The following is a 10,967-nucleotide window of genomic DNA, read 5'->3' on the forward strand; positions in this document are numbered from 1 at the left end:
CGATTCGGGCGATCGGTTAGTGTCGGTCGTTGGCTTCAAACATGCTGTTCCCCTTTTTGCGTCCCACATGCAAACAGCAAACAAGAAGCCTAAAAAAGAAAGCTAACATGCCTCCCCCCGGATCACGTCATCAGAGCCCACCTCATAGTACGCTCAATGTGGTGCGCTCAATGTGACGTTTGCTAGACGGAGTTGCAGTTAGCGAGGATGTTCAGTATGGTCGACTGGACTCGGTGGCTGCCGTGGGGCAATCGCTCTTCCGCTGCTTTTCTTCCTTCCTCTCCAATGCGATCGAGAGTATTACTGATGATTCGAAGAACGATATTGGTCATTATGATGCTGGTGGAAGTCGGTTTCTGGTCTGGATCCGCCAAGAGTCTCGACGCCTCGCTTGTACACGCCAAGGCCCGAACCGTCTCATATCAGTGGGACAGCTCTCAAGAAGGCGATTCCGCAGTCGTCTCGGAGGCCGAGTATGGAGGGTCCGGCCTCGCCTATTCATATATCGATGAGCATGGATGGCAGAAGCTGGGTGCTTTGTCTTCGGCAACTGTTTCGTCTTCAACTGCTCCCGAACAGAACATCCTTTCGCGAGCTTCCTGGAGCGACATTGTGACGATCGCGGGAGGAAATACGCCGCAGTACGTCAATCTTAGCTATCGCGTGACCGGCAATATCTCAGCGACGGGAGACAATGCCCATGCGAGTTTCGTGTTGAAGGCGACCACCCACACGACGGTTCAGGCAAACGAATGGCGATACTCAGGTCGAGTAGAAGGTGGCGGGATCTATACCGAGAGCACCAGCCATGGATGGGATGACAATCCGGGGGAAAATTGGCTAACGTTCAAAATGTATTTCTATCCTGTTCTCTCGCCACAGAACGAATTGCTCGGCGTCGGATCGTATACGGTTGAGGCGACGACACTCGTTGGTGTGCTCAATGGTACGTCGATCGCTGATTACTCGCACACGGCCGTGCTGGCACGGGTGACATTGCCTGATGGACGGACGCCGGAGGAGGCGGGTTACACGTTGACGTTTGAATCAGGGCTTACGTCGCCAAATCTGTTGGCGACTGCCGTGCCTGAGCCGACGTCGATCGGGCTGCTGAGCGTCGGCGGAGTGTGCTTCTCGCTCTGCCGATTGCGGCGAAGCAAGTCGGTTGTAGCATGTTGAACACGAGATCTTCGGGGTTGTTTACGTTGCAACACAAAGGGGACACAGCCAATACTGTTCGGCACGAGAATTGATGTGGCTCGTCTGTATCCTGGATTCGTTCTTTCTGTAGCTGTTCACGCCCGGTCAATCCCGCGAAGCAAGGAGTTCGGCGCGACGTGAGACTAGTATTTAGTGGTTGTCGATTAGGATGTTTATATAGGCGCGCACCCGTTCTCATCGCGGAATGTAGTTCACGCGGAACGGATCTCTTATCAAAGACTCACGTCAGGAAGACGCGGTCTTAAGCTTATCGATGTGTCCTTGGATCTCATCGAAGTCGACCCAGCCGATCAGGTAAAAGCACAACAGCTCAAACGTCCGCTTGGTCGGCATGCGTCCGGTGTAAAGCAGAATCAAGAGGCAGGCGATGAGCGCGGAGTAAATCTGAATCTCGACACCTTGCTGTCGGGTACTCAGCAGGTGGCGGCAGCCCAGCAGGTGCTTGAACATGCGGAAGAAGAGCTCGATCGTCCAGCGAAGCTGATACATCTCTGCGATCAGTTCTGCGGGGACGTCCAGCAGATCCGTGGCGATTCTCAGGGTTCCATCGCTGCTGGGGGCTGTACTGGAGAACTTGCGTCCCCGGCGTCGACCGCGGCTGGTGTGAGCGGAGCAGCGGACGGAGATCAGCCTCAAGGTATGGTTGGTTCGTGTCTTCTTGTGTCGCAATTCGATGATTTGGTCAGCCTGAACTCCAGCAGCCGTCGCTTCGGGCGTGAGCGGTCGTTCTTCAATTGTCTCATACGCCAGCCTGTCACGGACTCGACAGACATAACTGCTTCCAGCGTTATGGATCTTATTCCAGAGTCGGAACGTCATGTAACCACGATCGATAACATAGCAGTGGTCTGGTTCGATTGTCCGCTCCAAAACTTTTCGTTCGTCCGCATCTCCCTTCGGGTTGGCTGAGGTGGCTTCAATCCGCTTCGGAAGACCACGCAGGATTTCAAAATGTGTATGCAGGCGATAGCCGCACGTTGGTTTCTCGGAACAGTTGGTGATCCAGGCGAGTCGGGCGATCCGTGCCAAGGTGGGAATCACTGAACCATCCACAGCGACCAGAGTCTTACCCAGCCCTCGGAAGCGCTCCGGGGCTGGTGCGTCGGGCAACTGGTCAGCCAACTCGCGAGCAATCTTTTTGAGCGGTTCAGGATCAAAGAGCTTCACCGATTCGGAGAGGGAGCCCAATGACGTTCGAGGGATCTTGAGTCTCTGCTGGATCTTCTTCAGCTGCGACACCTGCTGCAGGCCACGCAGCGAGTCGACGATGGGAGAATAGAACCAGAGCAGCACCAGCGTGCAATACTGGTCCATGTGCAGCTGTCGATTTCCCGCTGTATCCCGTGCGGTTCCAACCGCATGTAAACGCTTCAGGAAGGGCCTCAGCACCCGAAAGTACTTCAGACCATGAATATTCTTGGCCGAGATCTTCGGCGCTGGTTCGTCATCCGAGTCGGGAGCTTGCTCTTTTGGCATCCGGGCACGCTGACATGGCAGATAAACTGACCAAATGACGGGCAAAAATGCCCCTCTGGCATCTTGCAATCAGTATCTTGGCCATGCGCAAATGGCGTGCCGAACAGTATTGGGACACAGCATATCCAGTTGACACCGCTGTGGGGTTGCTGAGTTTCACCTAAACAGCAGGATACGCCGCCTTTTTCCTTTCTTCTCCTAAACAGGACTTCCAACCGTATCTCCAGGTGACGTGCACTATGATCCAATTTGACGTCTATCGTGAATTTCAGGACGCCGATGGTCTTTGGAACCCAATCGGCGAGGGTCCGTACTCCGGCGGACTACAGATCAGCATCAATGGATCTGCTGAAGACTATCGCGAACTTGCCTCCTATTTTGCTACGTTGGCTGATCGAGACACATCTGCCGACACTGAGTACCACGAACACAACGGCCCATTCCTGAGCATTGATGGTAAATCGCGATTGCATCTAATCTGCCGAAAAGATGATCAACGATACTACGCAAGGGAGTCATCTTCCTAATCTGGTGGCTGGTTGGCCGTTCGGGGTGCAAGAAAAGGACATAGGGACACAGCATTTTGTGTTGACACCATGATGTGTTGCAGTTCAACGGTATTCGGACGGACGTTGCTCGAAGATATCAACACATTTGTCATAGGGCGGTTTGGCAATCTTGCCGCCCCTTCTTCCGAAATAACCAATGTGCTCGGGCCATTCGCTGTCGTCCAGTTCGCAAACTTGAATTTCCCACCACGACCATCGTGAGACGTGGGTCTTCTTGATAAGTTCCAACGCTTTGGTCAAGCTTCTTGCTGTATAGAAGACCATTTCATCAGCACGGTAGTTGCCGGGCACCCCCATGATTTCGTGATGAAGGACGATGAATATCTTCATTGCTTGGAATTCCGAATGAGAAGCAGGAAACCAACAGGAACACAGCATATTTCGTTGCGGCAAACTGTTCTACAACGTGGCGGGTCGACCGCAGACGGTCGAGCTGACGCGCAGTCGCATCGGCCTGCACCGTCACTACGTCCGCCGCGAAACACGCGAAGTTTTCTCCTGACGCAGGAGTAGTGCGCCACGACGTTCTCGATTTGAAGCGATCGTTTTTAGCGGTCGCTGGAGTGCTTGCGCTGCAAATGACTCGGGGCAGGCGAGCGTGAACTGGAACCGTAACAACACGTAGGCAGCCACCAGTTTCTGGAGTGCGCCTGGCATCCGTTGACGTGCCAACGGTCGTAATCCTGACCATATCAGACGGATAGTATCGGGTGTTCGGCTCTTACCCCGGAAAAAGCAGTGTCCCTATGGGCGTGTCCCATTACCGACGTTTTTGCGACTGGACGGGTACTGCATAAATAAAACGAATGAGGACCACGGGGACACTGCATGTTTGCGGTAAGCGGCAGACATTCTTGAACGGCCGAAGAGCTTCGGTTGCGATTGCCGGTCACACCGAACGCGATGGAATCCCTGTCGAGTTACACCAAGGTTGGTTGTCACGCTGCGGGCTCGGGTGGAGTTTCTTCCGTATCAAGAAGATATGCGATGTCCCCGGGTATGCTCCGTCCATCCAGCCGTTAAATGGGCAACGCCGGTTGCCAGTGCCCCATGTTTTCCGCACCCAGAGCAGGTCGCCGGACTGGCAGTATGGGCAAAGCTGGTTCTCGGGGTCTGCCACGAATGAAGGAGAGAACAAGGCGCCATCCAGCCAGTCCAGCGCCTCTCCTTTCACCACGTGCCGCGTTTGCATATTGCTGCCGTCGAGCAGTGCGCGAACCATCAGGAGGCTAAAGTGAATTGGTTTGTATTTCACATCACCTCTCTGCCAGCCCCTCGACGTAGCAGACGCAACGAGGTTTTGCCGACGCTCTGGCAACTGCTACGCGGAAAGGCTGTGAATGAGATCTGGTGAACGCCGTCATTCACCACTCATAACACCATGCTTCCACTCGCGCAAGCGGTTTCTTTAACACTGATCAATGAGATACAAATCGTCAGGCAGCGGTCGTCGGCACTGGATCATCGGGCTTCGGAACGATGGCAGGTGAGAGAGTGGCTGCTGCAAGGACTGCCGCATTGAAGGCAGCAGTGGCCATTTTCACCCGGTAAGACAGCCACCCCCGGGGACACAGCATCTTCTGTTGACAGCATGTTCTCAAGGTGGGTACGCTTGGAGGATGTGAAGTCGAATCGCGGTGGTTGGCTTTGGAACGAAGGGGGTAAGTATGGCTCGGTTGGCGCGTGCAGAGGTCTTTTCGCCGGATGAGGTGGCGATTGTGCATGTGATGAACCGGGTTGTTCGGCGGTGCTTTCTGCTGGGGACTGATTCCCTGACCGGCAAGAACTATGACCACCGGAAGGGGTGGATTGAAGATCTACTGAAACGCTATGCCGCCTGTTTCGGGATCGATCTGCTCGGCTTCGCGATTCTCTCGAACCATTTTCATCTGATCTTGCGGTCTCGGCCGGACGTCGTGGCAGCCTGGGATGATGATGAAGTCGCTCGACGGTGGTTGCTCCTTTGTCCCATCCGGAAGGATGATCACGGAAACCCCTTGGAGCCGAATCAGGCCGAGTTGGATTTCATCCAGAACGATCCTCGTAAGCTGGAAATTATCCGCTTGCGGTTGTCCGATATCGGCTGGTGGATGCGCCTGTTGTGTCAGACTGTGGCGATGCGCGCCAACCACGAGGACAAGGAGATCGGCCGCTTCTGGCAAAGCCGATTTCGGGCGGTCCGTCTTCTTGACGAAGCGGCCCTCGTCGCTTGTGCTGCCTATGTCGATTTAAACCCGATTCGCGCGGCGATGGCGGATCGACTGGAGACCAGTGACTACACTTCGGTCCAGCGGCGGATTCAGGCTCAGCAGAACCACTCAAGCCCCCGTATCACCGTCACTCCCAGCGATGGTTCACCGACAGAGAGCAAACCATCCCGCCGTTCGGTCAAGAAGACGAATGACCCTAAAACGAAGCAAGCGTCAACCGCCGATCGATTTCTGGCACCATTACCGCTGGACGAACGAAATGGGAAGACGGGGCCGGTTGCAAACCGTACGGGAGCCCGCTGCAGCGATAAAGGCTTTCTGCCGATGACCCAGGAAAACTATCTTCGATTGCTCCGCTGGACGGCGAAGCAGCTTCCGCGTGAGAAGCTGTCCCGGACATCGCCTGAGCTGAAAGAGGTCTTTAGCAAGCTGGATCTGAACGCCAACGCCTGGCTGTCACTGGTCCGGAAGTTCAGCAAGCTGTTCTACAACGTCGCAGGTCGCCCGCAGACGATCGAGCTGACGCGCAGTCGCATCGGCCAGCATCGACACTACGTCCGCAGAGAAACCCGCGAGGTCTTCTCCTGACGTAGACGCAGTTTTCGCAGGACACGCTCAAGGAAGAGGTGGTGTGATGGCGGCGCTCGTCGCTTGTGGATGAGCCGGAGGGGTCTCTGCGCAGAAGCCCCACCAGCCAGTCCCCGCAATGTAATAACCAACCTCGTTATGACTCGAAGGGAATCCATTGCGTCCGGGGAGACCGGAAATCGCAGTAGAAAGTCCTACAGCCGTTCAATAATGTCTCCTGATTACAGCAAACATGCAGTGTCCCTCCTATGTCCCTCGCGACCATTCGTTTTACCCACAGAACTTTTTGCTTCTGCAATGACGGCAACGGGTGAAGATATTTGTTCGTCGTCCCGTCTTTCAGCAGCCTCCTGATCGTCCGGTTCCTGATGATTCTCGCTTTGCATCGTTCAATCAGAGGGTCCAACTTGTCACTTACGCCCCATGCGACAATGACAGGAATTGATTTGTCGGTTGTCAACTTCAATGCCAATTCGCTCTTTCTTCGGTCGGAAAAAATGGAGTGCGAATCGAACGAAGCATCTTCCAGTGCTCTGAACTGCTTGAAAAACTCGCCACTTTTTGAACATCGCAGATCCGATAAATTCAGCACTCTGACGTGCCGCCATTCGCAATGCTGCATTAACCGCATCACTTGATATTGCGTCGTATCCGGTTTTGTCGGGACCAAAGTGATTGGCAACTCATGGATCTCATCGGCAGCAATTCGATTGTTGACTTCGACCAGCGGTCGCGAGGAGCCGGGGTTCATCATGACGAAAACCGCATCAGGCTTTCGTTTTGAAAGCACTGACGCTTCCTTCGGGGAATGAGGTTTCTCCACGAGTTCAAGAACACTCCTGCATTCGACGATCCTTCGTTGAGAAACCACTACCGAGTAAAAATGGCCGAATACGTCGTATTTGCATTTCAGGTCCGTCGCTGGAATAAATCCGCTCATCAATTGTCCTTGAATTCTTGCTGTCGACATCTTTTTCGGCTGACGAGTCACACGGCCTGCGGATATGATTCAGGTCATCCATCTCGAAGTTCGTCAAGTTGCCGTTTTGCTGCCCACCATCGCCTCAAGCTCTTCGATAAACGGCACTTGCCGAGCGGTAATTTTCCGTTTTGCAGCCGCAACGTCAAAGAAATCAAACCGATCCATCTCAGGGAATTCCATCTGTCGCCCCGATTTTGGCGGCCACTCCATCGTAAACAGGTTGCTAACGCATTTACTCGGATCACAGTCGCCCTCGAATGCCCATGCGTGAACAATTTTGTTATTGGTCTGCATGATAGACGACAAAGCAATGAATGGTCCCGTTGGAGCGATCCCGACCTCTTCCTTGAATTCCCGTTGTGCGGCTTCCAGCAGGTCTTCACCCGGCTCAAGCTCGCCCTTGGGGATCGACCAAAACCCGTCATCCTTTTTCACGAAATATGGACCACCGTAATGGGCCAGAAAGACCTGCAACTGGCCGTCATGAACGCGATACATCAACAATCCTGCACTGACACGGGGCATCGGAACCATCCCTCGTCGCTTTGAAAAAACGAATCACCCACTTGGTTCCCGTCAACCCGACACTCTGTTGTTCGGAACCGTGTTCTCGATTGACGAATACCCTTGAAAATAGTGAATCTTGGACATCAGTCGCTTTCTTCAAGAAAGCGATTGATTCAATTCCCGTGCAGAAGCAGAATAACGTTCCAGCCACTGTGTTTCAGAGCTTAGAGAGTCCAATTCGATGCGAACCAGTCTTGCGACAATTGCGGTCATCCTGCTCATTCCAAAATTTGTAATGGGCAATGACCAATTGGCTTAACATTAGCTGATGAACAGGGAACAACGAATGCCAAAGAAAGACTCCGAAGTCCGACTCCGCATCATCCTAATAGCTCCACCTGCTGGAGTGGAGTTTGGCGTTCAGGACGGAAAGGGGAACGATTACACGACGATCCAGATACAGCGGTCGAAGGGTGATGACCTCACGTTCCAGATCACTGCGACAATCAAGGACAATCGTGAGGACGGTTTGCCGAACTTTCTGGGCAGGTTGATGCAAGGGCCCGCGACGGAGCGTTTTGACTACATCGACATCGGAAAACTTGCAGGGCAGACCGACTCCCCTTGGGATCGCAGAATCAAAGTTCCCTTGAAAGGTATCACATGGGATATGATCGAGAAGGCGGCTAAAGATCCGAAGCTCGTTCTTGAAGCCCGTTTACCGGGGACGGCTAAAGACGGCGGGCCAAGTTGTGCAACAGTAAAACCAACCGAGGGTTGGAAGGTTTGCACAACATCGTAGCCAACATCATGGACGTGTTTGCACCCGCACAATCTTCCTGAACGTCAAATTGATTCGTTCTCCGACAGGTTCCGTTGTCTTCGGGACTTCATGCTGCCAGAATTGCTGCATTTTACTACCCATGACGAGCGTTCTATTGCCGACGACTTCCTGCGGTGTCGGACTTATTTTGTAGCCTTTGATTTACTTGAGAAGTGTCGGTCTTCGATTTGTCGCCGCATTTCCAGAATATGGTTCTCCGGCCCCAACCATTTTCTGGCAATCGCCCAATCCTCGTCGGTCCAAGGTTCTTTGGATTCCAGCTTTTCCGGTGTGTTCAACTCCCACACTTTTTTCCCCGGAAAGTTGATGGTGCAGGTTCGCAACAGCTTTAAGTATTGAGGCTCAATCAATGCTTGTTCAATCACGCGATGAAGAAAGGATGATTCTTCCGCTACAGCGTCATCAATGACATCACCTGTAATTCCGTTCCCGTCGATTTCAAGAACCGAATATGCCACTACGTCTTGCATCGTCCATATTTGGTTAATGACCAAATTTTGCAACAAACTTTCATCATCTTTGACCACAGTATATATCGAGGGCGTCTGAACGTGGCCTCTATTACGAATCTCCCTCCCACCAATTAATCCGTCTTTTAGTATTGCCGGAACAGAATCAGGGTGCGTAACGTGATACAACTTGTCCGGTGCCGCATATGTGCGACGATAACCAGCCTTTTCGAGTCGCTCAAAAAAGGCATCAACATCTTCACTCGTTAAAAGCGAATCTGCTGGTTTTTTGATGGACTTAAAAAAGGATTTCAGTTGCACGCCTAATACCGGCGTTGATTTTTTGGGATGAAAAATCCAAGTCAACAAACCAGTGTGTTTACCCTCAATAAGCCTAAATTTGCCGTTGCCTACGTCGACAGCGGTCAAATACTGCTTCACGTAAAAGTCGCTCTGCGGCATCAGACAACCTTTCTTGTTGGAGTCGGAGGTGCTCACCATTTGGGTTTTTAAATACAGACCTGCAATTGTTCCGGCAAGTCTGAACCGGAATTACGAGGTCCTCCCAGTGGGCTGCAAACCTGAGACGTTTTGCACAGATCTTCGGCAAATGAGCGAGTGCCGCCGTGCGGCAGACACGCTTAAATCTCCCGTCGAGATGTAGCACCGTGGCCTTGAGGTCGATTTCGCCAGCCGATTCCATGCAGTCCTTCATTTTTTTAAGCTCTTCCTCGTTCAATCCTTCTGCTCCAGAAGTTGTGCGTTTATTGGCAAATCGCCCAGAAATGACCGACATCGTTCATCTTCGATTTCGGTGTCCGTTCAGTTCGACTCCCCACGTTCGTTTAGCCAATCGTTTTGAAGTCCAATTGGATGACCGAAATACGCACGAAATTTCCCCTTGACCCGGCTCAGGTCTGCCAACGCAAGTGGAAACCCGGATGGCGAGCGATAGATGAGATAATCCCCCTCAACAGTGCTTTCCCATCCAATGATTCCATCCCATCGCTCTTTGCCTTCATCGAAGGTCTCTACTCCGGTCGGCCATTCACCGATCCATTTCGCTTTGATCGGATCATGGTCTTTACAATCACAAGTGATTCTCTGGCCTCCACTCGCTGTGCGTCGCTCGATGTCCCAGTAGGTCTTGTGTGGCATACCGATTCCGGTGCCGCAGCCGGGACATTGCCAGGGCCAGCGCGTACTAACTCTTGATTCCCATTAGTGTTTTGAGCATCACGTTATCATCCCAGCCACATCTTCTGCGGTTCATGGCGACGCTTTTCTTGTTTTGCTGTTGTTTGAGCAGCGAAAGAGTATGTCGGTTGAGCCACGCCATGTTCTCCCGAAGTTGCTTTTCTCGGATGCGGGACTCGTCTTCTCGATACGTGACATCCAAGGTCCAATGGCAACTGTTTTCAATCGACCAATGACTGCGAACGGCCTTTGCAAAGCACTTCACTCCTAAGGGGAGGCTACTGATAAAATACCGGATGTCGACGGTTTCCTTGCCTCCGCGATCGACCATCGAGATGACCGCGCCTAACGTCTTCAGTGACGCCCAGCGATCAGCACCCGCAAGGACATCTGGAATGGGGAGTTGCACATAGGTGCGTGTCTCGGTGCGACCATGTCCGGTCTCCGTTGTTGTGTGCCGACGAGCGTCCATATCGGCGAAATCCGTTTGCATCTGTTCTTCGAGATAATCCGTCGCTGCCTGGTACAGGGATCCTTGATTCCCTTTCAGAGCGAGAACATAGTCGGCCTTCGCCTCAATGATCTGTTTGGCGATCGCTGTCTGGGTTCCCAAAAAGAACAGGGCATAGGGACACTGATGTGTTGCAGTTCAACGGTATTCGGACGGACGTTGCTCGAAGCTATCAATACAGTTGTCTTAGGGCGGTTTGGCAATCTTGCCGCCCCTTCTTCCGAAATAACCAATGTGCTCGGGCCATTCGCTGTCGTCTAGTTTGCATGAACAGTTCAGAAGGACACTGCCGATACGCTTCGGAACTCGATCAGGGCATGGCCACCGTACTGACGGCGTGAGGATCGGGTCCGTGGCGAAGCCGCTGCGGGGAGTTCTGACGCGTTTCTCTTGAGGCAGTGTGACGGTTCCAA

At 52.9% G+C, this 10,967-nt stretch carries 9 protein-coding genes; 3 read left to right on the forward strand and 6 right to left on the reverse strand.

The window, feature by feature from the left end:
• Positions 1 to 306: 306 nt before the first annotated feature.
• Positions 307 to 1,179 carry a PEP-CTERM sorting domain-containing protein gene (locus ACGY09_RS06390; RefSeq protein ID WP_397570919.1) on the forward strand — a complete coding sequence of 291 codons (873 nt, stop codon included), beginning with the start codon at positions 307 to 309 and terminating at the stop codon, positions 1,177 to 1,179.
• A 267-nt stretch (positions 1,180 to 1,446) separates the two neighbouring features.
• Here the strand turns inward: ACGY09_RS06390 and ACGY09_RS06395 are convergent, their stop codons facing one another.
• Together ACGY09_RS06395 and ACGY09_RS06400 are read right to left on the reverse strand one after the other, a co-directional pair.
• The gene (locus tag ACGY09_RS06395; protein ID WP_397569312.1) at positions 1,447 to 2,697 is read right to left on the reverse strand and encodes an IS4 family transposase; all 1,251 of its coding nucleotides are present in this window, start codon (positions 2,695 to 2,697) and stop codon (positions 1,447 to 1,449) included.
• Positions 2,698 to 3,308: 611 nt separating this feature from the next.
• The gene (locus ACGY09_RS06400) at positions 3,309 to 3,596 is read right to left on the reverse strand and encodes a hypothetical protein (RefSeq protein ID WP_373651099.1); all 288 of its coding nucleotides are present in this window, start codon (positions 3,594 to 3,596) and stop codon (positions 3,309 to 3,311) included.
• 1,337 nt (positions 3,597 to 4,933) lie between these two features.
• On the opposite strand from ACGY09_RS06400, the gene ACGY09_RS06405 reads away from it, so the two are divergent.
• Positions 4,934 to 6,064, forward strand: coding sequence for a transposase (locus ACGY09_RS06405; RefSeq protein WP_373651098.1), 1,131 nt, complete (start codon positions 4,934 to 4,936; stop codon positions 6,062 to 6,064).
• Positions 6,065 to 7,097: 1,033 nt separating this feature from the next.
• On the opposite strand, the gene ACGY09_RS06410 is transcribed toward ACGY09_RS06405, so the two are convergent.
• The gene (locus tag ACGY09_RS06410; RefSeq protein WP_397570920.1) at positions 7,098 to 7,580 is read right to left on the reverse strand and encodes an NUDIX domain-containing protein; all 483 of its coding nucleotides are present in this window, start codon (positions 7,578 to 7,580) and stop codon (positions 7,098 to 7,100) included.
• Positions 7,581 to 7,899: 319 nt separating this feature from the next.
• On the opposite strand from ACGY09_RS06410, the gene ACGY09_RS06415 reads away from it, so the two are divergent.
• Positions 7,900 to 8,355 (forward strand): DUF5990 family protein, encoded by a 456-nt coding sequence (locus ACGY09_RS06415; protein ID WP_397570921.1) that lies wholly within the window; start codon positions 7,900 to 7,902, stop codon positions 8,353 to 8,355.
• Positions 8,356 to 8,519: 164 nt separating this feature from the next.
• On the opposite strand, the gene ACGY09_RS06420 is transcribed toward ACGY09_RS06415, so the two are convergent.
• The 3 genes from ACGY09_RS06420 to ACGY09_RS06430 all read right to left on the reverse strand — a co-directional run bounded on the left by ACGY09_RS06420 (position 8,520) and on the right by ACGY09_RS06430 (position 10,656).
• Positions 8,520 to 9,308, reverse strand: a complete 789-nt coding sequence (locus ACGY09_RS06420) for a hypothetical protein (RefSeq protein ID WP_373651096.1) — start codon at positions 9,306 to 9,308, stop codon at positions 8,520 to 8,522.
• 360 nt (positions 9,309 to 9,668) lie between these two features.
• Positions 9,669 to 10,004, reverse strand: a complete 336-nt coding sequence (locus ACGY09_RS06425) for a hypothetical protein (RefSeq protein ID WP_373651095.1) — start codon at positions 10,002 to 10,004, stop codon at positions 9,669 to 9,671.
• Positions 10,005 to 10,050: 46 nt separating this feature from the next.
• Positions 10,051 to 10,656, reverse strand: coding sequence for an ISAs1 family transposase (locus tag ACGY09_RS06430; RefSeq protein WP_397570922.1), 606 nt, complete (start codon positions 10,654 to 10,656; stop codon positions 10,051 to 10,053).
• Positions 10,657 to 10,967: the final 311 nt, after the last annotated feature.

It is taken from the genome of Schlesneria sphaerica (assembly GCF_044336245.1).
Classification (GTDB): domain Bacteria; phylum Planctomycetota; class Planctomycetia; order Planctomycetales; family Planctomycetaceae; genus Schlesneria; species Schlesneria sphaerica.

Coding starts and splice junctions, on each gene's coding strand:
- ACGY09_RS06415 (WP_397570921.1), top strand. CDS start 7,900: ATGCCAAAGAAAGACTCCGAAGTCCGACTCCGCATCATCCTAATAGCT.
- ACGY09_RS06390 (WP_397570919.1), top strand. CDS start 307: ATGATTCGAAGAACGATATTGGTCATTATGATGCTGGTGGAAGTCGGT.
- ACGY09_RS06410 (WP_397570920.1), bottom strand. CDS start 7,580: ATGGTTCCGATGCCCCGTGTCAGTGCAGGATTGTTGATGTATCGCGTT.
- ACGY09_RS06395 (WP_397569312.1), bottom strand. CDS start 2,697: ATGCCAAAAGAGCAAGCTCCCGACTCGGATGACGAACCAGCGCCGAAG.
- ACGY09_RS06405 (WP_373651098.1), top strand. CDS start 4,934: ATGGCTCGGTTGGCGCGTGCAGAGGTCTTTTCGCCGGATGAGGTGGCG.
- ACGY09_RS06425 (WP_373651095.1), bottom strand. CDS start 10,004: ATGCCACACAAGACCTACTGGGACATCGAGCGACGCACAGCGAGTGGA.
- ACGY09_RS06400 (WP_373651099.1), bottom strand. CDS start 3,596: ATGAAGATATTCATCGTCCTTCATCACGAAATCATGGGGGTGCCCGGC.
- ACGY09_RS06420 (WP_373651096.1), bottom strand. CDS start 9,308: ATGCCGCAGAGCGACTTTTACGTGAAGCAGTATTTGACCGCTGTCGAC.